This is a genomic window from Nocardia sp. NPDC003482 (assembly GCF_053588115.1).
Map to the genome: position 1 here is coordinate 19210 of NZ_JBSFPI010000031.1, position 23585 is coordinate 42794.

Genomic DNA, 23585 nt, shown 5'->3' on the forward strand with positions numbered 1-23585 from the left:
TCCGATCCTCAGGCATGGCCGCCGCCGGGCGCGGCGTAGATCGTCACGACGCAGGCCCCGCCGAGGCCCAGATTGTGCGCCAGCGCCGTCCGGGCGCCGGGGACCTGGCGGTCACCGGCCAGTCCCCGCAGGTGCCAGGACAATTCGGCGGCCTGCGCCAGACCGGTGGCGCCGAGCGGATGGCCCTTGGAGATCAGTCCGCCCGACGGATTGACCACCAGGTCGCCGCCGTAGGTGGTGGCGCCGGATTCGACGAACGGGCCCGATTCGCCCTCGCCGCACAGTCCGAGCGCCTCGTAGGTGATCAGTTCGTTGATCGAGAAGCAGTCGTGCAGTTCGATCACGTCGATATCGCCGATGCCGAGGCCCGCGGTGTCGAGGGCGCGGCTCGCGGCGGCACGGGTCATGGGCGCGCCGACGACGTCGATCATCGAGCCGGTGCCGAAGGCGGCGTCGCCGTCGGTGACCAGCTCCTGGGCGAGGATCTCCACCGCCTGCGCCTCGAGACCGTGGGCGCGCACGAAGTCCTCGCTGGCGAGCACGGCCGCGCCCGCGCCGTCGGACATGGGCGAGCACTGCGAGCGGGTGAGCGGGCCGTGCACGGGACGGTCGCCGAGCACCTGCTCGAGGGTGTACGAAACCTGGAACTGCGCCAACGGGTTTCGCGTGGAGTGGTCATGGTTCTTGACCGCCACCCGGGCCAGCTGTTCGGGGGTGGTGCCGTAGCGTTTCATGTGCTCGATCGCCGCATTGCCGAAGAACTGCGTCGTCAGGGGCGCGGCGGCGAAGTCGTACTGTTCGGCCATCGCGCGCAGGTGCGGATCGACCGTCGTGACCGCCGGTTTGGTGGCCGGGCCCGCCATGGCCTCCTTGGTCATCTGCTCGAATCCGACGGCGAGGGTCACCTCCGCGAGCCCGCCGCCGACCCATTCGCGGGCGAGCATGAGGGCGGTCGAGCCGGTGGCGCAGTTGTTGTTGACGTTGACGATCGGGATGCCCGAGCGCCCGATGTCGTAGAGGGCGCGCTGTCCGGCCGTGGAGGGCTGGAACACGTAGCCGACCGCGGCGCGCTGGACCTGCTCGTAGCCGATGCCCGCGTCGCCGAGCGCGCCGCGCACGGCCTCGCCCACCATCCGCGGATAGGTCCACTCGCGCGAACCGATCTTGACGAACGGCGTCATGGCGACGCCGACGACGAATACCCGTCGCATACTGCTGTCCTTCCTCACCGTCCGGTGAATCTCGGTTCTCGCTTGTCCACGAACGCCTTCCGGCCCTCGCGCGCGTCGTCGGAGGCGATCACCTCACGGGCGAAGCGGTATTCGATCGCGCGGGCGTCCTCCTCGGGCAGCCAGCCGCTGGCCAGCAGCGCGGCCTTCGCGTTGCGCACCGCGAGGGGCGAGTTGCGCGCGACACGATCGGCGATCTCGTGCGCCTTCGCGAGCGCGCCCCCGCTGGGAACGAGGTGGCCGACGAGACCGACGGCGAGGGCCTCGGACGCGGTGAGCGGGTCGCCGGTGAGGATCATCTCCATCGCCCGGGTGTAGGGGATCTGCCGTTTCAGCCGGACCGTGGATCCGGCGGCGGGGATGAGGCCGCGCTGCACCTCGGGCAGGCCGAAGGTGGCGTGCTCCTCGGCGACGCGAATGTCGGTCTGCTGCAACATCTCCAGGCCGCCGCCGAGGCAGGCGCCGTTGACGGCGGCGATCAGCGGTTTGGCCAGCGAGCGGGTGAGCAGCAGGCCGCGGCCGATGACGGTGGGGTCGTAGTCGGCGCGGGCACGGCCGTCGGTCATCCAGCCGTCGGACAGATCGCCGCCGACGCAATAGCTTTCACCCGCGCCGGTCAGGATGGCGACGCGGATGTCGGGGTCGGCGTCGATCTCGTCCCAGGCGTGCGCGAGCAGGCCGATCAGCTCCAGGTCGAGGGCGTTGCGGCGGTGCGGGCGGTTCATGGTGAGCACCGCGACCGCGCCGACGCGCTCCACGAGCAGCGGGGATTCCGTTGCGGCGCTCATGAATTCGGCCGTTCGGCGCCGACGACCCACAGGGCGTGGAACTGGGACGCGCCGCCCATGGCGTGTCCGACCGCGCGCCGGGCACCGTCGACCTGATGCTCCCCCGCCAGGCCGCGAACCTGTTGTGCCGCCTCGAGGAAACGGACCAGGCCGGTGGCTCCGGTGGGGTTGCCGGACAGGACGCCGCCCGAGGGGTTGATGGGCAGCGCGCCGTCGAAGCGGGTGGTGCCGTCGTCGACGAGTTTCCAGCCCTCGTGCAGCGGGGCGAGGCCGATGTTCTCCAGCCACATCGGCTCGTACCAGCTGTAGGGGATGTACAGCTCGGCGACGTCGATCTCGGCGGCCGGGTCGGCGATGCCCGCCTGCCGGTAGGCGTCGGCCGCGCATTCGGCGCCCGCGCGGGGGTTGACCTCGTCGCGTCCGGCGAAGTGGCCGGTCTCGGTGCGCCAGGACATGCCGTGGATCCACGCGGGCGGGCGGGTCGCGGTGTCGGCCTCGGCGGCTCCGGCCAGGACGATGGCGGCGGCGCCGTCGGAGGACGGGCAGGATTCGAGGTAGCGGATCGGGTCCCACAGCATCTTGGACTCGCGGACCTTTTCGACGGTGATGTCCGGCATGTGCACGTGCGCATACGGATTGCGCAGCGCGTTGAGCCGGTGGTTCACCGCGACCTGCCAGCCGATGTGCTCGGGCGCCCGGGAGCGGCGGATGTATTCGCGGATCACCGGGGCGAAGTGGCCGCCCGCACCCGCGCCCAGCCGCGCGCTGAAGGGCAGGCCGCGCGACAGCGCCCAGGTGAAATTGCCCTCGGACTCCTTGGAGTACGCCGCGACGAGCACGCGCCGGGCGAGGCCGGCCTCGATCAGATGCGCGCCGTAGATGGCGGCGTGTCCGCCGACGCTGCCGCCGGTGAACACGCGGGTCACCGGCAGGCCGCACGCGCCGAGCGCGTCGGCGAGGTAGAGCTCCGGATTCATGACGCCGTCGAACAGGTCCGGGGTCTTGGACAATACGACCGCGTCGACCTCGCCGAGTTCGAGTTCGGCGTCGGCGAGCGCCGCGGCGACCGCCTCGCGGACCAGCGCGCCGATGGTCACCTCCCGGCGTTTGGCCTGTTTGCCCTGGCCGATGCCGACGACGGCGATGGGTTCAGCCACGGGCGTCTCCTTCCAGGAGGCAGACCAGATTCTGTTGCAGCGCTTGGCCGTTGGTGGCGTGGGCGAGGGCGCGGTCGGCGCGGCCGGTGCGCACCGCGCGGGCCGCCTCGGCCAGGCGCAGCAGGCCGGTGGCGGTGGTGGGCCGGCCGGCCAGCGGGCCGCCGGAGGGGTTGATCGCCGTCGTCGGGCCGAGGCCGAATTCCCTTGCCAGCAGCGGTTCCTGCGCGGAGTACTCGATGTGCACTTCGGCGACGTCGGTGTCGGCGGCGGTGAAGCCCGCGGACTTCGCGGCCTCGGCCGCCGCCCGCTGGGCGGAGGGGGATCGGGTCAGGTCGCGGGAGCCCGGATAGTGGGTGTCCATGCGGTGATCGATGCCGCGCACCCAGGCCGGGCGGTCGGCGAGCGAGCGCGCGACGTCGCCCGCGGCGAGGACGACGACCGCCGACGCGTCGCCGACGGGCGCGATGTCGTGGGCGCGCAGCGGCGAGGCGACATACGGTCTCGTCAGCAGGTCGTCGATGTCGTGCTCGCCGCTGATCTGGGCGTGCGGATTCGACCTGGCGTCGGCCAGGCTGCGTGCCACGATCTCCGCCATCCGCCGCTCCGAGACGATCCCGGCCTGTCGCAGCGCGCAGGCTTGCAGGCCGCCGATCGCATCCTGGTGTGGACGCAGCGGGGTGAGCAAGTACGGATCCAACTGAGTGGGAACGACCTGGTCCAGATCGCTCGGCAGGGAGCCCCGGCCGATGCCGTAGACCAGGGCGATATCGCCGTGGCCCAGTTGCAGCCACGCCCACGCCTCGTAGAACGCCCACGCGGCGTCCATCTCCACATGCGATTCCGAGATCGGCGGCCACGCGCCGACCGCGTCGAGGGAGTCGATGTAGGCGAAGGTGCGGCCCTCGTGGAAGTCGTGGCTGCCGGAGACCACGAAATCGACCCGGTCCCTGGGCAATTCGATGCTCGCCAGGGCCTCGCGGATGACGGGCAGCAGGATGCCCGCCATATCGTCGCGGCGGTTGGCGGCCAGGCACGGGGATTGGGCGCTGGCGACGACGGCGACCTCACGCATGCGGCACCTCCGCGACGGGCCGGTAGTGGCGGATGCTCATCCAGGACGGTTCGAGGGTGTCGCCCTCGGCCCAGACCGGTTCGACCGCCATGCCGATGTGGACGTCGGCGATGTCGACCTCGCGGATCAGATGCATCAGGCGGGTGTCCGCGCCGTGCGGCTGGATGTAGGCGACGACATAGGGCGGATCGATGGTCTGGCCCGGGAACGGGAAGCTGACCACGCAGAAGGTCGAGATGGTGCCGCGCCCGTCGAGCTCGGCGGGCTGGTCGAGTTCGACGAGGCAGCGCGCGCAGAACTCGGGGGCGGGCAGGTAGACGTGTTCGCAGGACGGGCAGGTGCGGGCCAGCAGGCGGCGCTGCGCCAGGCCGCGCAGGAAGGTGGAGCGGCCGGTGCCCGCGACGAAGGTGTACTCCATGCGCAGCGGGGTCGGCATCAGCCGAATCGGTTCGGGCAGTGGGCGATTCACGGGGCGACCTCCGGTTCGAAGCAGATCAGGTCGCGCATCTCCCCGCGGCGTTCGGCGGCCCAGCGTGCCCGCACCCGCAGCCCCGGCCGGGCCACGGACGGATCGCCGCCGGTGTCGAGGGCGTGGAAGAACGTGCCCTCCGCCCCGTCGACGCGGATCAGCGCCCAGGCGAAATCGCGGTCGACCGGATCGCCGGGCCGATGCGGCACCCAGGTCCAGGATTCGACGACGCCGACAGGTTCCAGATCGACCAGTTCGGTCAGCTCCTGCCCGGTCACGGGATCGAATTCGGCGGGCGGGCACACCACGGTGCCGCGCGGGGTCCGCGCACCCAGCAGCCGTGCGTCGCGCAGGCCGCCGAGGAACGTTCCGAGGACCGGCCCGACCGTCCGCTCGAACGGAAACTCGATCTCGTAAGGGGCGCACAGGCTCTCGTCGCCGGGTGCGGTCATCGGACAACTCCTCTCGTCGTGTGGAGTGTGCCTCAATCAGGTGATTCAATCAAGTGATTGAGGAATCGGGGTTCGCGGCATACGCTGCTCGCGTCGTCGACTGAAGGGCATGGGCATGACACGGACACCGAGGCGCGCCGGATCGGCTGGGCGCGTCGTGGCCATCACGGGTGGGGCACGGGGCATCGGAACGGCCACGGCGCGAGCGTTTCTCGCGGCCGGGGCGAAGGTGGCCATCGGGGACATCGACGCGGATCTGGTCGCCGAGACCGCGGTCGCGCTGGGCGGCGGCGTGGTGGGCCTGCCCCTCGACGTGACCGACAGCGGTTCGTTCGCCGCCTTTCTCGATGCCGCCGAGCGGGAGCTGGGTCCGCTCGACGTGCTGGTGAACAATGCGGGGATCATGCCGTCGGGACTGTTCGCCGAGGAGCCCGCGGCGACGACGGATCGGATCCTCGACATCAATGTGCGCGGGGTGATGACGGGGACGCGACTGGCCTTGCAGCGCTTCGTGCCGCGCGGGAGCGGACATCTGATCAATATCGCCTCGCTCGCCGGGACCGCGGGTATGCCCGGCCTCGCCACCTACTGCGCGAGCAAGCACGCCGTCATCGGGTTCACCGAGGCGGTCCATCTGGAACTGGCCGACTCCGGTATCCAGGTGACCGCTGTACTCCCGGGCAATGTCCGAACCGAGTTGTCGGCGGGGGCGAATATGCCGGAGTGGATGCTGCGCGTGACCACGCTGGACCCGGAGGACGTCGCCGACGCGATTGTCGGCTGCATCGGCCGCAACCGCCCCTTGGTCACGGTGCCGCGATCGTTGGGTCCGGTGATCCGGCTGAGTTCGCTGCTGCCGTACCGGATTCGGCGGGTGACGTCGGAGTTGAGCGGGATGACGACGGCGTTCACGAAGCCGGATGCGGCGGCTCGGGCGGCTTATCATCGGCGGATTCGGTTGGGCTAGTGCGGGTCTGGGCCTTCCATCGAAGAGTCGGAAATTCCGTCTCCGACCCTGAGCTCTATCTCCCGCAGGAGATTGCGACGGACTTGATGCGAGTCCTTCAATACGATCCCCTGGCGCCAGGCCAGTTCGAAGTACGAACGGAAGAGCTGAGCTATCGCCGCACCCTCTATCCGGAAATACCGGTTCTCGAAGGAGGTCGTGGCCATGACCGCCACGAGCACCTCGACTCCATCGAATACGAAGAACTGCAAGAGCGGTGGGGTGCCCTGATGCGAATAATCGAAGAATCTCAGATGATAGTTCGGCAGGTTTCGATCGAACAACTTCTTCACTTTTCCGATGCGCGCCCCGTCCGGAAAGGACATTATCTCTCGGTAAACCAGAGTGGACCGGTTGCCCCGGCCGCCACATGCTTGGACGACAGCATTCGTATACGCCTCGTAAGCACGTGTCGTCGCGATCGATGTCTGCGCAGGCGACACGACACCCCAGGTCAGGTCGTCGATCGAGGTTCGAGCATTGAGGATGAGATCGACGATGCACCGATAGTACGAGGCGGTGTCGGCGATCTCGCGAAACTTCACGCCATTGACGGCCTCCCGCATTTCACCCGCGATGAGTTGGGTCAGCTTCTCCATTTCTTTGCCGCTGTTCCACGAGACCACCGCTATATGGGTGATGATCACACCCACGGCCAGTAGCGTGAGTACGGGCACGCGACCTTTCAACCAGGAGGCCCCGTCCAGCGCACCGGAAAGATCCAAGGCCGAGATGGCGAGCGCCAAGCCCGCAAGCACTGCCAACGTACCCGACTCGAGCTTCTTCGACATTCCCCACCGAACACCTATGAGATATGTGGGCTCAACGGTACAGGACAACCGCTTTCGGAGGAGGCGAACGCTGATTCGTCCCATGAAGGGTCGATTAGCTGTGCCTCGAGGTCGTCTCGACGCAGCGGGGCCGCGAATGGCGCGATTCCGAAAATTATTCGGAATCACCGAGTTCGACGGTCGAAGCCGCCCGGGGCTCGGCGGACAGCGGACACAGATACCCATCGACTGATCCATCGGTCGCGACGGGCGCGGCGAATGCGGTTTCATCGTGGGTCTCCTTCTACGCGGTGCCAGCCCGAGGAGTCGCAGGCGATCAGGCCCGCTAGTTCTAGGGCGGGGAGGGTGGCTCGGATGGTGGGGAGGGGGAGGCCGGTTCGGGTGGCCAGGTCGGTGGGTTGGTGGGAGCCGGATTTGGGGAGGGCTTCGTAGATGGTGGATTCTTCGGGGGTCAGGGGGGTGGGGGTTGGGAGGCGGAGGGGGCCTGCTTCGGCTAGGACCTCTTCGGCGTTGGTGACGAGGAGGGCCTCGCCCTCGCGGATCATGCGGTGACAGCCGACCGAGGAGGCGGCGGTGACCGGGCCGGGGACGGCGAGGGCCGGGCGGCCCAGGCGGCGGGCCCATTTGACGGTGTTGCGGGCGCCGCTGCGCAGGCCCGCCTCGACGACCAGGACACCGTCGGCGAGGGCGGCGTTCTCTAGGGGATCTGGGCCTGTGCCGTGATGTCGTACCGGTGACACACCGGAGGGGTTTTGCGACAGTTCTCTGGGGTGTGTAGCTCTGTGGCTCCGTGTGATTGAACCAACGGAGAACGGAGTCGTAGTGCGGGCGTTTCCTGTGCAGATGCCGGTTGGTGGACGGTATTGGACGGTGATCGATGAGAACTACGCGGTGGAGCCTGTCGCCGATCGGTGGCTGAGAGAGCTACGGTTCGGCCTGGATCGGGCCGAGTCGACGACGAAGGCATACGCGGAAGGCGTGTCGCTCTACCTGCGCTGGTGCGTGAGCACCGAGCGTGAATGGCGCACTGCGGCAAGAGATCTCGGGCTGTTCATGGTGTGGCTGAAGTTCACACCAGCCCGCGGCGGCCGAGTGGTTATGGGGCCAGGCGCCGAACCGGTTCGCAAGGAGAAGCGGATCAACCGGGTCCTGGTGGCTACCCGTGGATTCCTGACGTTCGCGGTGATGGCCGAGGAAGCTCCCGAGTGGGTGATCGAGCAGCTCTACGAACTCGGCGACAGCCGAGATCTTCCGGACGCCGCCCAGGGGGAATCGAGTCGACTGCGATATCGAATGAGGGCACGACACGGACTGCACGAGCCCGAAACCGCCGTAGATCGGGCCAGCGACGCCGAGATCGTCGCCCTGTTCCGCGTCTGCCACTCGGCGCGGGACCGGTTGATCGTGTTGCTGCTGGCACGGGCCGGGCTGCGCCGCGGCGAAGTCACAGGCTTGCGGCGTTGTGACCTGCATCTGCTGCCGGACAACGGCGTCCACGATTGCCCGATCGCCGGCGCGCATTTGCACGTGGTTCGCCGGGAAAACCCCAACGGCGCCTGGGCCAAGTCGCGTCGGCAACGCGCGGTCCCGCTGGATTTCCTCACTGTCCGGGCGATCGATCTCTACCTGCTCGAGCGTGAGGAACAGCCTGCGGCCGCTGGCTGCGATTTTCTGCTGGTCAACCTGTTCCGGGAGCCCTTGGGCGCTCCCATGACCCCGGACGCGGTGAACGAGTTGTTCGAATCCCTTTGCCGCCGTTCGGATTTGCCACGATTGATCACGCCGCATCAGGGCCGACACGGGTTCGCCAGCAACCTCGCCGACTCCGGCGCGATGGTTGATGAGATCCAAGCGCTGCTGGGCCACGCCGACCCATCTTCGTCGGAACCGTATCTGCATCCATCCCAGGATCGGATGCGGGCGGCCGTTGATCGGGTTGAGTCTCCTCGAGCACTGGTGGAGGGACTTCGATGACGCTGCTCCAGGTTGTTGACCAGCTCCACGACGCCGACGAGGCCGCGGCACGGTTGAGGGAGGGCTTGACCTCCGATTTTCTGGCGTCGGTCGGATGGTCGGACGAGGCGCGAGTTCTGCACTTCCCTCAAGACCATTCGTTGCTCGGATGGATCGGCTGCCCGGTCTCGAACTGCGATCAGCCCGGTTCGGGTCGCACTGGGCTCTGTTCGGGCTGCCAAGCTCGTTGGAAGGGCTCCGGCGAGCCGGATCTCGGGGAATTCGCTGCCGTTCCGCGGGTTCGGCTGCGTTTTCGCAAAGTGGGGTCGTGTTCGGTTCCGGATTGCCCGCGGCCTTGGAGGACACAGCACATCGCTGTCTGCTCCTCCCACCAATGGCAGCAGCGCGAAATACTCAAGCTGCCCCTCGCCGAGTTCCTGGTTCATCCAGATGTCGTTCCGCTGACTGGGTTCGGTCCTTGCCAGGTCGCGGCCTGCACCCGGGACCGCGACGGCAAAGGGCCGTATTGCCACTGCCACAGGTCGCGCCGAGCCGAGCTGATTCGGCGGCTGAAGGCGGGGAAGATCCAGGAATGGGATGAGGAGGAGTGGCGGCGGACCGACAACGGGGCACCCGTTCGCGACGAGGTCAGCTTGCGAGGGCTGCCGGATCGGGTCGTCGCGGAGATACTGTTCGGCCTCCAGCAGCGGATCGCGAGAGGCATCAAAACGGCGCCATACGCCATCCGCCGCATCGCGGACTGCACAAGGCGGGCGCGATGCACATCGCTCGCCGAGCTCGATCGCAGGACTATCGGCAAGGACACAGGGATCGTCCACAAGATGCTCCAGGAGGCCGTTGCTCGAGGTCTTCGACATCCTGACACCGAACGGTTGAAGGACGAATGGGACGCCACAGTGTTCGGCGGCAAAGGCACCCTCACCTTCACGAAGATCGCCCAACCATGGCTGCGCGAGGCAGCCAAGATCTTCGCCGCCGACGAGCTCCCTCGCCACCGCGGCAAGGAAATCACAAACGTGGTCCGCGGCTATCTACGAAGCCTCGAGATGTTGTCGGACAGCCTGCGTTTGCAGCGCGCCGATCGAGGACTCGATCCGTCCGCGCTCGGCCGAAGCGACATCACCGCGTTCCTGAACAGGCTGGCCCACCTGCACACCACGGAGGTGATCAGCAGCTACCAGTGGATCCACTGGGTTCGCTTTCTGCGGGTCGCCCTGCAACGGATGCGCACACTGGCCCTGGGCCGAGCCGGGCAACCGTTGCACGGTCTTGCCGAGGACTTCGCGATCGATTCAGGCGATATCCCAGACGAGCCCGACGACGCCCCGGCCGGGAAGGACTTGCCCACGGAGGTGCTGCGTTTCCTTTGCCAACACCTGGGCGGGCTCGAGGAAGTCGGAGCCCGAGAGATCCGCGTTGCCACCGAGTTGATTATCGACACCGGCCGACGGCCCGACGAGATCTGCCAGTTGATGCTGGACTGCCTCGAACGCGACGAGCAGGGAAGACCGGTCCTGGTCTATGACAATCTCAAGGCCAACCGCATGGGTCGGCGGCTGCCTATCACCGAACCGACGGCCGCGGTGATCGAAAACCAACAGCGACACACCCGGAACCGATATCCCGATGAACCACTGGGCAAGCTGAAGCTCCTGGCGGCCATTCACCGAAACCCGCACGGCCGCCGAGGAATCACTTGCAGCTGGCTCAGCACACGGCACCGGGAATGGGTCGATCGGCTCCCCGACATCGAAATTCCGTTGACCGTCGAGGTTGACGGAACGCTGGTTCGGCGGATGCTGCCGTTCGATAAGAGCCGGATCGTGCTCTATGCCTACCGGCACACCTGGGCCCAACGTCACGCCGACGCAGGTGTCCCCGTCGACGTTCTCTGCGAACTCATGGACCACCTGCACATGTCCACCACGCAGGGGTATTACCGAGTCGGGGAGACACGTCGCAGAGAAGCCGTCGATCGCGTCACCGCCATGCAGTTCGACCGGCACGGAAACCGAGTTTGGCGCGAAGCGAAGGCGCTGCTGGACTCGGAACATCTGCGCCGGGCCGTCGGGGAGATCGCCGTTCCCTACGGCACTTGCAGCGAACCCAGCAACGTCGCCGCAGGCGGCGACGACTGCCCGGTCCGTTTCAGATGTGTTGGCTGCGCACACTTTTCGACCGACGTGTCATATCTGCCAGACCTGGAGGCATACCTGTCGGATCTGTTGCGCAGCCGAGAACGCCTACGGAGCGCGTTCACCGCAGCCGATGACTGGGCCAAGACAGAGGCGATGCCCTCGGACGAAGAGATCACGCGCATCCGTCGGCTGATCGCCCGCATCAAGGCCGACGTCGACGAGCTGACCGATGAAGATCGCTCCCAGATCGAGGAAGCGATCGGCGTCGTCCGCCGCGCACGCAACAGCGTCGTCGGTCTCGGCCTGCCGAGAGTCCGACAACCCATTCCCGAAATCCGGCCGGACAGGAGCGCATAGCCGTGACCAACAGCATGATCCATGGACGCCAAGCCGACTCCGCCCGCCGCCGCCAACGAGTGATCAAGGCGCTCAACACCGCCCGCACGAACGGCAGCGAGATCAGTGTCTCCGCGATCGCCCGCGCGGCAAGCGTCGACCGCAGCCTGCTCTATCGCCACCCCGATCTGCTTGCTCAAATCCACACTGCCCAAGCCAGTCCATCACCCGGCGACGGCACCACAGCGCCGGTGACAATGGCTTCACTGCGAGCCGATCTCGCTAATGCCCAGGCCCGCATTCGTCGGCTCGCTGACCACAACAAGCAGTTGCAGAAGAAGCTGTCCGAGCATCTCGGCGAGGACGCCTGGCGAGAGTCCGGGCTCGGCGCACCAGCCGATATCGACCAGTTGCAGCGGCAGATCACCACCCTGGAACAGCAGATCGTCGAGTTGAGAGCTCAGCTGGAAGATCGGGACCAGGACCTCGATGCGGCTCGCGCCGCGAACCGGGAACTGTTCGCCAGCATGAACAAACGCAGCTGACGATCGCGCTCTGCGGCGCTGCTAGTCGGCGTCGCAGGGCCACCGCAACCACCTGTTTCACCACACCTGTCGTGATCTGCTACCGTCTCCGCGAAAGCCACTGAGCTGCATAGTCTTCCTCAGACGCGGGTCATTTCCGCCTGGAACCCCCAGAGAACCTACGACGAGGCGGTTGCGGGCCAGGAAGTGATGTTTGCGGGCGGGGGTGGTGGGTGGGTATTCGCTGATCACGAGGCCGGTGTCGGCGATTTCGGACAGGAGTCTGTCGTGTTGGGCGGGGTACGGGCGGTCCACGCCGCAGGCGAGGACGGCGACGGTCGTTCCGCCGCAGGCCAATGCGGTGCGGTGGGCGGTGCCGTCGATGCCGAAGGCGGCGCCCGAGACGATGGTCCAGTGGCGGTCGACGAGGTCGCCGACGATCTCGCCGGTCACTCGTTCGCCGTAGCCGCTGCTGCACCGCGCCCCCACGACCGCGATGGCCTGTTCGGTGGCCTCGAGCAGGGACAGCGGGCCGCGCGCCCAGAGCACCAGCGGCGGTGCGGCGTCGGCGTCGCGGCCGGGGTCCAGGCGGCTCAGGGCGAGGAGGCGCCAGGCGGGCCATTCCGGGTCGTCGGGGGTGATCACGCGGCCGCCCAGGCGGGTGACGAGATCGAGATCGGCCTGCGCGCAATCGGTTTCGCGGCGCTTCTCGGTGGGGCGGCGCAGCGATTCCGGCAGTGCGCACTCCCGCACCGCGCGCGCCGCCTCCACCACGCCGACCTGCTCGATCAGCGCGGACAGGGCCGGGCACGGGCCCTGCACCACCCGGGACAGATACACCCACGCCAGCCGCCGCCGGTCGGCGTCGAGCGGGACCACATTCTCGTCGCGCCCGAACGTGCCGACCCCGAGGTCGCCGAATCCGCTCATCGCTCCCCCTCGCGCCATCGTCGTCACAGCGCACCGCGCTGCCGAAAGTTCAACGCCTGCATGACATCCTGGGCGCTGGGCACCTCACCGCCGCGCAGATCGCAGATCGTCCACGCCACCCGGATCGCGCGATCCGCGCCGCGGGCGGACATGCGGCCCTGCCGCAGGGCGCTCTCCACGGGCGCGAGCGACTCGCGCGGCAACCGGAAGCGTTGGCGCAGAACGTGTCCCGGGACCTCGCCGTTGGTCGACCAGCCGAAGTCGCGCCAGCGCCGGGCCGCCGTCGCGCGCGCCGCGGTGACCCGGGCGCGGACGACCTCGCTGCTCTCGGCCTCGGAGGCGGCGAACGCGCCCGCGGCCTGGCCGTGCATCTGCACCCAGATATCGATCCGATCCATCAGCGGCCCCGACAGTTTGCCCAGATAGCGGCGGCGGGCCAGCGGCGCGCAGATGCAGTCGACGTCGCGGGCCGGGGCGCACGGGCACGGATTGGCCGCCAGGATCAACTGGAAGCGGGCCGGGTAACGCGCGACGCCGTCGCGGCGGGCGATGCGAACCTCGCCCTCCTCCAACGGGGTTCGCAGCGCCTCCAGGACCTTGGTTCCGATCTCGGCGCATTCGTCGAGGAAGAGAACTCCGCGATGGGCCCGGCTCACCGCGCCCGGCCGCGCCGAACCCGAGCCGCCGCCGACGATCGCACTCACCGAGGTGGAGTGGTGCGGGGCGACGAAGGGCGGGGAGGTGATCAGGGGATGGTCCGGGGGCAGGGTGCCCGCGACCGAGTGGATCGCCGTCACCTCGAGGGCCTCGCGGTCGGTGAGCGGCGGCAACAGGCCCGGAAGACGTTGGGCCAGCATGGTTTTGCCGATGCCGGGTGGGCCGGTGAGCAGGAGATGGTGGCCGCCCGCCGCGGCGACCTCCAGCGCCCAGCGCGCCTCGTCCTGACCCACCACCTCGTTGAGGTCGCCGTAGGAGCCGGGTGCCGCGCTCAGCGGGCCGTCGGGACCGCGCAGCTCGCCCTCGGCGCGCAGCCAGTCGATCAGCTCGCGCAGGGTCTCCGCGCCCAGAACCGTGATGCCGTCGACCAATCCGGCCTCGGTCAGACCCGAACCGGGGACCACCACGGTCGTGCGGCCCGCGCCGCGCGCGGCCAGGACCGCGGGCAGGATGCCGCGCACGCGCCGCACCCGGCCGTCGAGCGCGAGCTCACCCAGCAGGGCCGTGCCGACCAGCCGCTCCCCCGGGATCGCCGAATTCGCGTCCAGCACAGCCACTGCCAGGGCTAGGTCGTAGACGCTGCCGACCTTGGGCAGCGTCGCCGGGGACAGCGCGAGGATGACCCGGCCGTCGGGCCACTTCTCCCCCGAATTGGTGACCGCCGCCCGCACGCGGTCGCGCGACTCCTGCAGGGTGGTGTCGGGCAGGCCGACCAGATGCACCGACGGCAGGCCCTGACCGATATCGGCCTCGATCTCGACGAGCTGGCCCTCCACACCGGTGACCGCCACCGAAAACGCCCGTCCCAGAGCCATCTCAGAACACCGCCTCGAGATGTTCGATCACGGGTTCGCGGTCGGGCAGCAGCAGCACCGACACCACGTCGAAGCGGACGCGCCGCCAGACACCGGGATGCTCCTTGAGCCAGAGCACGGCCAGACGTCTGATGCGTTGCTGTTTGGCCCAGGTGACGGCCTCCGCGGGACGGCCGAAGGTCAGGCCGGTGCGGGTCTTCACCTCCACGAACGCGGTCACCGCCGCGTCCCGGGCGATCAGATCCAGTTCGCCGTGTCTACAGCGCCAGTTCCGATCGACGATTCGCATTCCGGCGTCGCGTAGGTAGCGGGCCGCCAGTTCCTCACCGTGTGCGCCGAGCGCCAGTTTGTCTGCCACCCGCTCAGCATGGCTCGTCCGGCGGGCTCGGTCGGGGGCGCGACCTGGGGAAACAGATAGTCTGTGGACAACGGATTCGCTGTGGACAACTCCCCGTCACTCGGGCAGGCGGAGGTCCGGTTTCTCCAGCTCCTCGATGTTCACGTCCTTGAAGGTGATGACGCGGACGTGTTTGACGAAGCGGGCGGGACGGTACATGTCCCACACCCACGCGTCGGACATGCGCACCTCGAAATACACCTCGCCGTCGGCGTTCTGGGGTCGCAGCTCGACCGAATTGGCGAGGTAGAAGCGCCGCTCCGTCTCCACCACGTACGAGAACTGACCGACGATGTCCTTGTACTCGCGATACAGCGAGAGTTCCATCTCGGTTTCGTACTTCTCGAGGTCCTCGGCACTCATCGGGTGGGACGTCCTCCTTCTGGCCACTTATGCGGTGCTGACATCATCTCGCATGCGCGGCATCGACAGCCACTCGCGTCGCATCCGGCATGTCCGGGTCGATCTCGATCGGATCGATGGAATCGGTCAGCCGGACATTGCGCCACGAGCGGCGATGTTCACTGCTGGGGCCGAGCTCCTTCAGCGCGGCCATGTGCTCGGGGGTGTTGTAACCCTTGTGGGCGGCGAATCCGTACCCGGGCAGGCGCCGGTCCATCTCGACCATGATGCGGTCGCGGGTGACCTTGGCCAGGATGCTCGCCGCGGCGATGCAGGCCGCCGCCGCGTCGCCGCCGATCACCGGCAGCGACGGCACCGGGATGCCGGGCACGCGGAAGCCGTCGGTCAGCACGTAGCCGGGTTCGGTGTCCAGGCCCATCACGGCTCGGCGCATGCCCTCGATATTGGCGACGTGGATGCCGATGCTGTCGATCTCCCAGGCCGGGATGATCACGACCTTCCAGGCCAGGGCGCGACGCTGGATCACCGGGAACAGGCGTTCGCGGGTGGCCTCAGTCAGCTTCTTGGAGTCGTCGAGGTCGGCCAGCGAGTCGTACGCCTTGGGCGCGAGCAGGCAAGACGCCACCACGAGCGGGCCCGCGCAGCACCCGCGTCCAGCCTCGTCCACCCCCGCGACCGGACCCAGCCCGCTGCGGATCAGCGCCGCCTCGAGGGTGCGTAACCCGCCCGCCCTGCGCATCACCACTCGCGGCGGCCAATCACCGCCCCGAACAGCAATGGTCCGAATCCCTTTGCCGCTCTTGCCGTTCCGAGCGACGCGCTGCTGCTTGCGCCCCACTGCACCCACCGTTCGATTATGCCGTGGCCGTCCGTGTTCGCTGCGCCCGACCCCGCGGCTACTGCGGGTTCTGCGCGTGCACCGGACCGATCCGGCTCGGCGGCCAGATCTTGAACACGGCCTTGCCGCGCACGTCGCTCACCGGCACGGTGCCCTGGTACTGGTCCTCGACGTGGGCGCGCGAGTCGGCCGAGCGGTTGCGGTTGTCGCCCATCACCCACAGATGCCCGTCGGGCACCTTGATCGGACCGAATTCGCGACCCACGGCATTGGAGGACGCGTAGGGGAGGCCGGGCGTGTAGGGGACGAGGTAGCGGGCGTACGGCTCGTCGAGGGGTTTGCCGTCGACGAGGACGCGGCCCTGCGAATCGCAGCACTGCACGGTCTGGCCGCCGACCGCGATGACGCGCTTGACGAGGTCGTTCTCGTCGGGCGGGACCAGGCCGAAGAAGGAGAAGAAGTTCTGGATGCCGCGCAGCACGACGTTGCTGTTGCGGTTGGAGTGGTAGGTCCGGTTCCAGGAATCGGTGGGGCCGACGAAGACGACCACGTCACCGGGCTTGGGATCGCCGAAGTCGTAGCTCAGTTTCTCGACGTAGATGCGGTCGCCGGTGCAACCGGTGCAGCCGTGCAGGGTCGTCTCCATCGACTCCGACGGGATCACGTAGGGGCGGCCGATGAAGTTGACCACCAGCGCCGCGATGACCGCCGCGATGACGATCAGAATCGGCAACTCCTGCCAGAACGGGCGACTCTTCTTCTTGTCGCCGCGTCGGCGCCGTTTCGGCGAGTGTTCGCCCGAGCGCCCGTCGCCTGGTTCCGGCACCGTCACCGACTCACTCTCCTCTGCCACGCCGATCAGACTAGCCGAGCACGCCCCGGGTGGGCGCGCCGCCGCCTGAGCGTATGCCATGAAATGTCCACCGCCGCAAACAGAAGACCCCCGGCCGGGGGCCGGGGGTCTCGAGATGAGCCGTCGCTCAGCGCTTTTCCTTGATCTTGGCGGCCTTGCCGCGCAGATCGCGCAGGTAGTACAGCTTGGCGCGGCGAACGTCACCGCGGGTCACGACATCGATGTGGTCGATGTTGGGGCTGTGCACCGGGAAGGTGCGCTCCACGCCGACACCGAAGGAGACCTTGCGGACCGTGAAGGTCTCGCGGATGCCGCCACCCTGGCGCCGGATGACGACGCCCTTGAAGACCTGGATGCGCTCCTTGTTGCCTTCGATGACCTTCACGTGCACATTGACGGTGTCGCCCGGCCGGAAGTCGGGGACATCGGTGCGCAGCGACTTTTCGTCGACGAAGTCGAGGGTGTTCATTTCCGTCCTTTGGGAAGTTCGCGTGAACAGAGGAACCTGGCGGCTCGAGCTCGACCGGTTCGTGCTCCGGATATGGGCGGTGCGCCGGGCCGGGGGCCCAGGGCAACCCGGCTATTGTGCCAGACCGCGCGGGGACACCGTTAATCGGGCCCTGCCAGGGGCGATGGGTCCGCCGGTGGCCGGCCGCTAGTGCATCTCGGCGACCTGCCGGGTCACCCGGGATTGGGCGGGCGGGGCGGGGGCGGGCACGACCTTGCGGGCCAGTTCCTCCTCGGCGGCGCGGCGGACGTGGGCGACGTCCGGCTTTCCGGCGATGAGGTCCTGGACGAAGATCTTGGCGCGGATGACCGGGCGGCGGTACCGGCGTTCGCGGCGAATCGCGCGCTGCATGAGACGGGACCGGCCCGCGTAGCGCCAGCGGGCCCAGGGCGCGCCGGGGCGGCTCAGGCGCAGCGCGCCGACGAGCAGCAGCGGCAGGAAGAACATGCCGAACAGGCCGGTCCAGATCTTGCCCTTGGCGATCACGATCGCGGCCAGACCGAGGTTCACCAGCGAGAACACCGTGATGAGGGCGCGGCCGGGCAGGCTGTCGTCGTGGCGGATGTCGTTGATGTCCAGCAGCCACAGCGGATGGAAGCCGAGCAGCAGCAGACCGGTCACCGCGAGCGCCACGAAGACCGCGTCCACCGAGGTGCGGCCCTGCTCCTCCCAGTAGACGTCGCGCAGGTAGTAGATGAGCGCGAACTCGTCGAGCACCAGTGCCGCGCCCACGCCGAACGACGCGGCCAGCGCGCTGACCGTGCCCACCCCGCTGCGATACGCCGTCACCATGCCGATGCCCGACAGCAGCACCAGCACCACGCCGAACACCATGTGGTGGATGTGCACGTCACCGGCGCGCAGATTGCCCGGCCACCACCGCACCCGCTTGCGGATCAGCCGCACGCTGAGCCGGATCAGCAGGAAGCCCACGATGAAGCCGAGCAGGAAGCACATCAACGGCAATCGCCCCGCGTCCAGCACGGAGTCGTCGAACCACCGTCGCACATCCGTCATACCCACTCGCCCCCGCGTGTCCGATACCTTCGCCCAGCCACATTGTGCAGCACGCACGCGACATCGGGCCGAACCGCGGCCGTCGAGCGGATGTCAGCGGCCGAAGCCCGCCCGCCGCAACGCGTCGGCCATCGAGCCGGTGGGTTCGGGGGCGTTGCGGCGCTGGCCGCCGCGGTTCTGATTGCCTTTCGCCTGGTTGCCCCGGTTCTGGTTCTGGCCCTGGGCGCGCTGGCGCGGATTGCCGCCGCGCTGGCTCTGACCCTTGTCGGGCTTGCCGCCCGCGCCGGGTTCGTCGTCCAGGCGCAGCGAGAGGCCGATGCGCTGGCGCGCGACGTCGACCTCGAGCACCTTCACCTTGACCACGTCGCCGGACTTGACGACCTCGCGGGGATCGCGAACGAAGTTGTGCGACATGGCCGAAACGTGCACCAGACCGTCCTGATGCACGCCCACGTCCACGAACGCGCCGAACGCCGCGACATTGGTGACCACGCCCTCGAGCACCATGCCGGGCTTCAGGTCGGCGACCTTCTCGATGCCCGCGGCGAACTCGGCGGTCTTGAACTCCGGGCGCGGGTCGCGGCCCGGCTTCTCCAGTTCGGCGATGATGTCGGTGACGGTGGGCAGACCGAACGTGTCGTCGGTGAACGCGTCGGGGCGCAGCGAGCGCAGCACCGAGGTGTTGCCGATGAGTTCCTGGATGCCCCGGCCGGTGTCGTCGAGGATGCGCCGCACCACCGGATACGCCTCGGGGTGCACCGCGGAGGTGTCGAGCGGATCGTCGCCGCCGCGGATGCGCAGGAAGCCCGCGCACTGTTCGAACGCCTTGGGGCCCAGCCGCGGAACGCTCAGCAGCGCGGTGCGGCTGCGGAAGGGGCCGTTCTGATCACGGTGCGTCACAATGGATTCCGCGACCGCGGACGAGATGCCCGACACGCGCGACAGCAGCGGCACCGAGGCGGTGTTCACGTCGACGCCGACGGCGTTGACCGCGTCCTCGACGACCGCGCCCAGCGAACGGGCCAGCAGGGATTCGGACACGTCGTGCTGATACTGGCCGACGCCGATCGACTTGGGTTCGATCTTCACCAGTTCGGCCAGCGGGTCCTGGAGCCGTCGCGCGATCGACACCGCGCCGCGCAGCGAGACGTCGAGTTCGGGCAGCTCCTGGGAGGCGTAGGCCGAGGCCGAGTACACCGAGGCGCCCGCCTCGGATACGACGATCTTGGTCGGCTTGTGCTCCGGGATGCGCGAGATCAGTTCGGCCGCAAGGGCATCGGTCTCGCGGGAGGCGGTGCCGTTGCCGATGGCGATGAGCTCGACGCCGAACCGGGCCACCAGCGCGGCCAGCACGGCCAGCGACTTCTCGGTCTGGCCCTGCGGCTTGTGCGGGTAGATGGTCTCGGTGGCCAGCACCTTGCCGGTGCCGTCGACGACGGCGACCTTGACGCCGGTGCGGTAGCCCGGATCCAGGCCCATGGTGGTGCGGTTGCCCGCGGGCGCGGCGAGCAGCAGGTCGCGCAGGTTGGCGGCGAAGACGTCGACGGCGTCCTTCTCCGCGGACTGCCGCAGCCGCATGCGGATATCGATGCCGAGGCTGACCTGGAGCTTGGTGCGCCAGGCCCAGCGCACGGTGTCCAGCAGCCAGGAGTCGGCCGGGCGGCCCTGCTCGGCGATGTCGAACTTCAGCGCGATGCGGCCCTCGAAGATGCTGCGCTCGCCCTCCTCCGGCTCCTCGCTGTCGGGCTCGAGGTGCAGGGTGAGGATCTCCTCCTTCTCCCCGCGCAGCAACGCGAGGATGCGGTGCGAGGGGAGTTTGGTGAACGGCTCGCTGAAGTCGAAGTAGTCGGAGAACTTCGCGCCCGCCTCCTCCTTGCCCGCGCGCACCCGCGAGGAGATGCGGCCGCGGTTCCACATGAGTTCGCGCAGTTCGCCGACCAGGTCGGCATCCTCGGCGAAGCGTTCGACCAGGATCGCGCGGGCGCCGTCGAGCTGTTCGGCGGTGTACTGGGCGGGGTCGGTGGACGGATCCTTCAGCAGGGCGTCGGCGACGGGTTCGTGCCCGGCCTCGCGCGCGATCTGGGCCTTGGTGCGGCGCTTGGGCTTGTAGGGCAGGTAGATGTCCTCGAGGCGGGCCTTGGTCTCGGCGAGCATGATCTGCTGCTCCAGCGCGGCGTCCAATTTGCCCTGGCCCCGGATGGATTCGAGGATCGACACCCGGCGCTCGTCCAGTTCGCGCAGGTAGTGCAGGCGCTCCTCGAGATGACGCAGTTGCGCGTCGTCGAGGCCGCCGGTGACCTCCTTGCGGTAGCGCGCCACGAACGGCACGGTCGAGCCGCCGTCGAGCAGTTCGACGGCCGCTCTGACCTGTTCGTCGCGCACACTCAGCTCGTCGGCGATGCGACGGCTGACACTGGCCAGGCGGACGGTGCTGACGGGTTCGGAGGCTGTCGTCACGTCCGCAGACACTACAGAGTTCCTCCGACGGGCATCCACATACGCACCCATTTCGGTGCGGCGGACCGCGGAGATTCGGGCGAATTCACTCCGGCGGCAACAGGTCCGGGCGACGTTCCCGGGTGCGCGCGAGAGCTTGTTCGTGGCGCCAGGATTCGATCCTGGCGTGGTTGCCGGAGAGGAGGATCTCGGGGACGTCGAGGCCGCGCCAGGAGACCGGGCGGGTGTAGCTGGGGCCCTCGAGCAGGCCGTCGGAGAACGAATCCTGTTGATGGGATCGCTGATTGCCGAGGACGCCGGGGACGAGGCGGACGACGGCCTCGGTGATGACGAGGACCGCGGCCTCGCCGCCGATGAGGACGTAGTCGCCGATGCTGACCTCCTCGACGCGCACGCGGCGGGCGGCGTCGTCGACGACGCGTTGGTCGATGCCCTCGTAGCGGCCGCAGGCGAAGACGAGATGCCGCTCGCGCGACCAGCGTTGGGCGGTGGCCTGGGTGAACGGGACGCCCGCGGGGGTGGGGACGATCAGGACGGCGTCGTCGGGACAGACCTCGTCGAGAGCGTCGCCCCAGACGGTCGGTTTCATGACCATGCCCGGGCCGCCGCCGTAGGGCGAATCATCGACGGCCTGATGCACGTCATGGGTCCAGCGGCGCAGATTGTGCACGCCCAGTTCGACGATGCCCTTCTCGATCGCCTTGCCCAGCAACGCCGTTCGCAGCGGTTCGAGGTATTCGGGGAAGATCGTGATCACATCGATCCGCATCTCACTCCCCGTCGAGCAGGCCCTCGGGCGGATCGATGACGATCAGGCCCTCGGCGATCGAGACGGTCGGCACGATCGCGGTGACGAACGGGACCAGGATCTCGCGGCCGTCGTCGGCGGCGCGGATCGACAGCAGTTCGCCCGCGGCCGAATGCAGCACCTCGGTGACCTCGCCGACGACGGTGTCGTCGGGCAGCCGGACGGTGAGGCCCTCGAGTTCGTGGTCGTAGAACTCGTCGGGATCCTCCGACGGCGGGAGGTCGGCGGTGTCGACCAGGAACAGGGTGCCGCGCAACGCGTCCGCCGCGGTGCGGTCGTCGACGCCGGTCAACCGGACGAGGAGACGGCCCGAATGGTCACGGGCCGACTCCACGGTGAAGGACCGGACGTCGGTCGAGCGGGGGGCGCGGCCGCGCAGGACCGCGCCCGGGGCGAACCTCAGTTCGGGTTCGTCGGTGCGCACCTCGACGACGAGTTCGCCGCGCACCCCATGGGATTTGGCGACCCGCCCGACGACGAGTTCCATCTACTGATCGGTGTCGACCACGTCGACCCGGATGCCCCGGCCGCCGATCCCGGCGACGAGGGTACGCAGCGCGGTCGCGGTGCGTCCGCCGCGGCCGATCACCTTGCCCAGATCGTCCGGGTGGACGTGCACCTCGACCGTGCGGCCGCGGCGGCTGGTGATCAGTTCGACGCGGACGTCGTCGGGATTGGCGACGATGCCGCGAACCAGGTGTTCGACGGCATCGGCGACGACGGTGCTCATTACTCCGCGGCCTCGGTCTCGGCGGCGTCGTCGGCCTTCTTGGCGGCCTTCTTCTTCGGGGTGACGGCCTCGGCGACGGGCTCGCTGTCGGCGGCGGCCAGCGCGGCGTTGAACAGGTCCAACTTGGAGGGCTTGGCGGCCTTGACCTTCAGGGTGCCCTCGGCGCCGGGCAGGCCCTTGAACTTCTGCCAGTCGCCGGTGATCTCCAGGATGCGCTTGACCGGCTCGGTCGGCTGCGCGCCGACGCCCAGCCAGTACTGCACGCGCTCGGAGTCGACCTCGATCAGCGAGGGCTCCTCCTTGGGGTGGTACTTGCCGATCGACTCGATGGCCCGGCCGTCGCGACGGGTCCGCGCGTCCGCGACGACGATGCGGTACTGCGGGGTGCGGATCTTGCCGAGCCGGGTGAGCTTGATCTTGACAGCCATGTGCTGCTGATGCCTTTCGATGTTTCGGTCACGGTCGCAATTCAGCGACCCGCACGGAGTACGGGCCCGGTTTTGCGTCAGGTGCGGTGACCGCCGCGCGGTACGGAACCGGAGACGGGCTGACACCGTCCTCGACGAGGACGATCGACCATTCTGCCAGACGGGGTGGCGGTGGTCGAAATCGGTCCGTTCTCAGTGCAGATCCGTTGTGCGGACTTCGACCGGAACAGGTGCGGGAGGGCTGATGATCTCGCCGGACTCGACGAAGACCTCTTGTCGATAGCCGTTCTCCCCGAGCCGGTATCCCCAGAACTTGGCGGGTTCCCGATTCGGCAGTTCCACGATCCACAAGTACGGAATCCGCGCCCCCGCGTACGCGGCGACCTTGGTGTCCCGCTCGGCGCGACTGTTGCCGGGCGACCAGACCTCCACCGCGAGGACCACGTTCTCGGGGGCGAAACTGGTGTGGTGGAAATCGACGTCCACCACGGCGACATCCGGTATGACGCCGGTCCGGAACGCCGTACTCAAACGCACGCCGACCCCGGGGAGCACATGGAGGTCACCCCGCCCCGCGGCTTTCAAGGCTTCGTCCAACCACATGGCGAGCCGAAAGCTGGCGTGCTGATGCGAACCCGTAGGCGGCGGCGTCATGTACAGATACCCCAGAATGAGCTCGAGTCGAGATCCATCAACCGGCTGTTCCTCGGCCAGCCAGTCTTCCACAGTCGTGGGACCCAGAGGGTGAATCGTCGATACCTCGGCGCTCATGGTCATGATCCGTCCGA

Annotated in this window: 25 protein-coding genes and 1 pseudogene; 4 read left to right on the forward strand and 22 right to left on the reverse strand. The window is 68.4% G+C overall.

Going from position 1 to position 23585, the window contains the following annotated elements; all coding sequences use genetic code 11:
* Positions 1-8: 8 nt before the first annotated feature.
* From ACWDSJ_RS33715 to ACWDSJ_RS33740, 6 genes are read right to left on the reverse strand one after another with little or no spacing between them, the layout of a single operon-like run.
* A complete protein-coding gene (locus ACWDSJ_RS33715) occupies positions 9-1211 on the reverse strand; it encodes a thiolase C-terminal domain-containing protein (protein ID WP_450036785.1) in 1203 nt (400 codons plus the stop codon).
* A gap of 14 nt (positions 1212-1225) precedes the next feature.
* A complete protein-coding gene (locus ACWDSJ_RS33720) occupies positions 1226-2017 on the reverse strand; it encodes an enoyl-CoA hydratase-related protein (protein ID WP_450036787.1) in 792 nt (263 codons plus the stop codon).
* On the reverse strand, positions 2014-3174 hold the full coding sequence (locus ACWDSJ_RS33725) for a thiolase domain-containing protein (protein ID WP_450036789.1): 1161 nt from the start codon (positions 3172-3174) through the stop codon (positions 2014-2016). The genes ACWDSJ_RS33720 and ACWDSJ_RS33725 overlap by 4 nt, the downstream gene beginning before the upstream one ends.
* Positions 3167-4246 carry a lipid-transfer protein gene (locus ACWDSJ_RS33730; protein WP_450036791.1) on the reverse strand — a complete coding sequence of 360 codons (1080 nt, stop codon included), beginning with the start codon at positions 4244-4246 and terminating at the stop codon, positions 3167-3169. The genes ACWDSJ_RS33725 and ACWDSJ_RS33730 overlap by 8 nt, the downstream gene beginning before the upstream one ends.
* Entirely contained in the window at positions 4239-4682 is a 444-nt protein-coding gene (locus ACWDSJ_RS33735; protein ID WP_450036850.1) for a Zn-ribbon domain-containing OB-fold protein, read from the reverse strand. The genes ACWDSJ_RS33730 and ACWDSJ_RS33735 overlap by 8 nt, the downstream gene beginning before the upstream one ends.
* A 29-nt stretch (positions 4683-4711) precedes the next feature.
* The gene (locus ACWDSJ_RS33740) at positions 4712-5167 is read right to left on the reverse strand and encodes a Zn-ribbon domain-containing OB-fold protein (protein WP_450036793.1); all 456 of its coding nucleotides are present in this window, start codon (positions 5165-5167) and stop codon (positions 4712-4714) included.
* 115 nt (positions 5168-5282) lie between these two features.
* Between ACWDSJ_RS33740 and ACWDSJ_RS33745 the strand changes: the two genes are divergently transcribed.
* Positions 5283-6134, forward strand: coding sequence for an SDR family oxidoreductase (locus tag ACWDSJ_RS33745; protein ID WP_450036795.1), 852 nt, complete (start codon positions 5283-5285; stop codon positions 6132-6134).
* Here the strand turns inward: ACWDSJ_RS33745 and ACWDSJ_RS33750 are convergent.
* Both ACWDSJ_RS33750 and ACWDSJ_RS33755 read right to left on the reverse strand, forming a co-directional pair.
* On the reverse strand, positions 6131-6964 hold the full coding sequence (locus tag ACWDSJ_RS33750) for a hypothetical protein (RefSeq protein WP_450036796.1): 834 nt from the start codon (positions 6962-6964) through the stop codon (positions 6131-6133). The two genes, ACWDSJ_RS33745 and ACWDSJ_RS33750, sit on opposite strands and share 4 nt — an antisense overlap.
* Positions 6965-7230: 266 nt before the next feature.
* Positions 7231-7704 carry a DNA-processing protein DprA gene (locus ACWDSJ_RS33755; RefSeq protein WP_450036798.1) on the reverse strand — a complete coding sequence of 158 codons (474 nt, stop codon included), beginning with the start codon at positions 7702-7704 and terminating at the stop codon, positions 7231-7233.
* A 130-nt stretch (positions 7705-7834) separates the two neighbouring features.
* On the opposite strand from ACWDSJ_RS33755, the gene ACWDSJ_RS33760 reads away from it, so the two are divergent.
* Genes ACWDSJ_RS33760 through ACWDSJ_RS33770 form a run of 3 tightly spaced genes read left to right on the forward strand, consistent with a single transcriptional unit; the run spans position 7835 to position 11957 of the window.
* Positions 7835-8938, forward strand: a complete 1104-nt coding sequence (locus ACWDSJ_RS33760) for a tyrosine-type recombinase/integrase (RefSeq protein ID WP_450036800.1) — start codon at positions 7835-7837, stop codon at positions 8936-8938.
* Positions 8935-11433, forward strand: a complete 2499-nt coding sequence (locus ACWDSJ_RS33765; RefSeq protein ID WP_450036802.1) for a site-specific integrase — start codon at positions 8935-8937, stop codon at positions 11431-11433. Before ACWDSJ_RS33760 ends, ACWDSJ_RS33765 begins: the two co-directional genes overlap by 4 nt.
* Positions 11434-11435: 2 nt before the next feature.
* Positions 11436-11957 (forward strand): DUF6262 family protein, encoded by a 522-nt coding sequence (locus ACWDSJ_RS33770; protein ID WP_450036804.1) that lies wholly within the window; start codon positions 11436-11438, stop codon positions 11955-11957.
* A gap of 162 nt (positions 11958-12119) precedes the next feature.
* On the opposite strand, the pseudogene ACWDSJ_RS33775 reads toward ACWDSJ_RS33770, so the two are convergent.
* The 14 genes and pseudogenes from ACWDSJ_RS33775 to ACWDSJ_RS33840 all read right to left on the reverse strand — a co-directional run.
* Positions 12120-12785: pseudogene (locus tag ACWDSJ_RS33775) on the reverse strand (DNA-processing protein DprA); the annotation flags it as partial.
* A gap of 104 nt (positions 12786-12889) precedes the next feature.
* The gene (locus ACWDSJ_RS33780) at positions 12890-14398 is read right to left on the reverse strand and encodes a YifB family Mg chelatase-like AAA ATPase (protein ID WP_450036806.1); all 1509 of its coding nucleotides are present in this window, start codon (positions 14396-14398) and stop codon (positions 12890-12892) included.
* 1 nt (position 14399) lies between these two features.
* On the reverse strand, positions 14400-14756 hold the full coding sequence (locus ACWDSJ_RS33785; protein ID WP_387355957.1) for a YraN family protein: 357 nt from the start codon (positions 14754-14756) through the stop codon (positions 14400-14402).
* Positions 14757-14852: 96 nt separating this feature from the next.
* On the reverse strand, positions 14853-15158 hold the full coding sequence (locus tag ACWDSJ_RS33790; RefSeq protein ID WP_011210678.1) for a DUF2469 domain-containing protein: 306 nt from the start codon (positions 15156-15158) through the stop codon (positions 14853-14855).
* Between the two features lie 43 nt (positions 15159-15201).
* Entirely contained in the window at positions 15202-15897 is a 696-nt protein-coding gene (locus tag ACWDSJ_RS33795) for a ribonuclease HII (RefSeq protein ID WP_450036851.1), read from the reverse strand.
* Between the two features lie 157 nt (positions 15898-16054).
* Entirely contained in the window at positions 16055-16849 is a 795-nt protein-coding gene (gene lepB, locus ACWDSJ_RS33800) for a signal peptidase I (RefSeq protein ID WP_387355955.1), read from the reverse strand.
* A gap of 127 nt (positions 16850-16976) precedes the next feature.
* On the reverse strand, positions 16977-17318 hold the full coding sequence (gene rplS / locus ACWDSJ_RS33805; protein WP_387355953.1) for a 50S ribosomal protein L19: 342 nt from the start codon (positions 17316-17318) through the stop codon (positions 16977-16979).
* Between the two features lie 186 nt (positions 17319-17504).
* The gene (locus ACWDSJ_RS33810) at positions 17505-18374 is read right to left on the reverse strand and encodes a hypothetical protein (protein WP_450036809.1); all 870 of its coding nucleotides are present in this window, start codon (positions 18372-18374) and stop codon (positions 17505-17507) included.
* 93 nt (positions 18375-18467) lie between these two features.
* On the reverse strand, positions 18468-20882 hold the full coding sequence (locus tag ACWDSJ_RS33815; protein WP_450036811.1) for a Tex family protein: 2415 nt from the start codon (positions 20880-20882) through the stop codon (positions 18468-18470).
* Between the two features lie 34 nt (positions 20883-20916).
* Positions 20917-21600 (reverse strand): tRNA (guanosine(37)-N1)-methyltransferase TrmD, encoded by a 684-nt coding sequence (gene trmD / locus ACWDSJ_RS33820; protein ID WP_450036813.1) that lies wholly within the window; start codon positions 21598-21600, stop codon positions 20917-20919.
* 1 nt (position 21601) lies between these two features.
* Complete coding sequence (rimM, locus tag ACWDSJ_RS33825; RefSeq protein WP_450036814.1) at positions 21602-22126, reverse strand: ribosome maturation factor RimM; 525 nt, start codon at positions 22124-22126, stop codon at positions 21602-21604.
* Entirely contained in the window at positions 22127-22369 is a 243-nt protein-coding gene (locus ACWDSJ_RS33830; RefSeq protein ID WP_387355944.1) for an RNA-binding protein, read from the reverse strand.
* Complete coding sequence (gene rpsP, locus ACWDSJ_RS33835) at positions 22369-22797, reverse strand: 30S ribosomal protein S16 (RefSeq protein WP_450036816.1); 429 nt, start codon at positions 22795-22797, stop codon at positions 22369-22371. Before rpsP ends, ACWDSJ_RS33830 begins: the two co-directional genes overlap by 1 nt.
* 192 nt (positions 22798-22989) lie before the next feature.
* On the reverse strand, positions 22990-23568 hold the full coding sequence (locus ACWDSJ_RS33840) for a Uma2 family endonuclease (protein ID WP_450036818.1): 579 nt from the start codon (positions 23566-23568) through the stop codon (positions 22990-22992).
* Between the last annotated feature and the right edge of the window lie 17 nt (positions 23569-23585).

Excerpts from the sequence above, each read along its gene's own strand:
- ACWDSJ_RS33780 (WP_450036806.1), bottom strand. The coding sequence starts at position 14,398 with ATGGCTCTGGGACGGGCGTTTTCGGTGGCGGTCACCGGTGTGGAGGGC.
- trmD (WP_450036813.1), bottom strand. The coding sequence starts at position 21,600 with ATGCGGATCGATGTGATCACGATCTTCCCCGAATACCTCGAACCGCTG.
- rplS (WP_387355953.1), bottom strand. The coding sequence starts at position 17,318 with ATGAACACCCTCGACTTCGTCGACGAAAAGTCGCTGCGCACCGATGTC.
- ACWDSJ_RS33790 (WP_011210678.1), bottom strand. The coding sequence starts at position 15,158 with ATGAGTGCCGAGGACCTCGAGAAGTACGAAACCGAGATGGAACTCTCG.
- ACWDSJ_RS33745 (WP_450036795.1), top strand. The coding sequence starts at position 5,283 with ATGACACGGACACCGAGGCGCGCCGGATCGGCTGGGCGCGTCGTGGCC.
- ACWDSJ_RS33815 (WP_450036811.1), bottom strand. The coding sequence starts at position 20,882 with ATGGGTGCGTATGTGGATGCCCGTCGGAGGAACTCTGTAGTGTCTGCG.
- ACWDSJ_RS33750 (WP_450036796.1), bottom strand. The coding sequence starts at position 6,964 with ATGTCGAAGAAGCTCGAGTCGGGTACGTTGGCAGTGCTTGCGGGCTTG.
- ACWDSJ_RS33715 (WP_450036785.1), bottom strand. The coding sequence starts at position 1,211 with ATGCGACGGGTATTCGTCGTCGGCGTCGCCATGACGCCGTTCGTCAAG.
- rimM (WP_450036814.1), bottom strand. The coding sequence starts at position 22,126 with ATGGAACTCGTCGTCGGGCGGGTCGCCAAATCCCATGGGGTGCGCGGC.
- ACWDSJ_RS33810 (WP_450036809.1), bottom strand. The coding sequence starts at position 18,374 with ATGACGGATGTGCGACGGTGGTTCGACGACTCCGTGCTGGACGCGGGG.
- ACWDSJ_RS33795 (WP_450036851.1), bottom strand. The coding sequence starts at position 15,897 with ATGCGCAGGGCGGGCGGGTTACGCACCCTCGAGGCGGCGCTGATCCGC.
- ACWDSJ_RS33830 (WP_387355944.1), bottom strand. The coding sequence starts at position 22,369 with ATGAGCACCGTCGTCGCCGATGCCGTCGAACACCTGGTTCGCGGCATC.
- rpsP (WP_450036816.1), bottom strand. The coding sequence starts at position 22,797 with ATGGCTGTCAAGATCAAGCTCACCCGGCTCGGCAAGATCCGCACCCCG.
- ACWDSJ_RS33730 (WP_450036791.1), bottom strand. The coding sequence starts at position 4,246 with ATGCGTGAGGTCGCCGTCGTCGCCAGCGCCCAATCCCCGTGCCTGGCC.
- ACWDSJ_RS33720 (WP_450036787.1), bottom strand. The coding sequence starts at position 2,017 with ATGAGCGCCGCAACGGAATCCCCGCTGCTCGTGGAGCGCGTCGGCGCG.
- ACWDSJ_RS33840 (WP_450036818.1), bottom strand. The coding sequence starts at position 23,568 with ATGAGCGCCGAGGTATCGACGATTCACCCTCTGGGTCCCACGACTGTG.
- ACWDSJ_RS33765 (WP_450036802.1), top strand. The coding sequence starts at position 8,935 with ATGACGCTGCTCCAGGTTGTTGACCAGCTCCACGACGCCGACGAGGCC.
- ACWDSJ_RS33740 (WP_450036793.1), bottom strand. The coding sequence starts at position 5,167 with ATGACCGCACCCGGCGACGAGAGCCTGTGCGCCCCTTACGAGATCGAG.
- ACWDSJ_RS33735 (WP_450036850.1), bottom strand. The coding sequence starts at position 4,682 with ATGCCGACCCCGCTGCGCATGGAGTACACCTTCGTCGCGGGCACCGGC.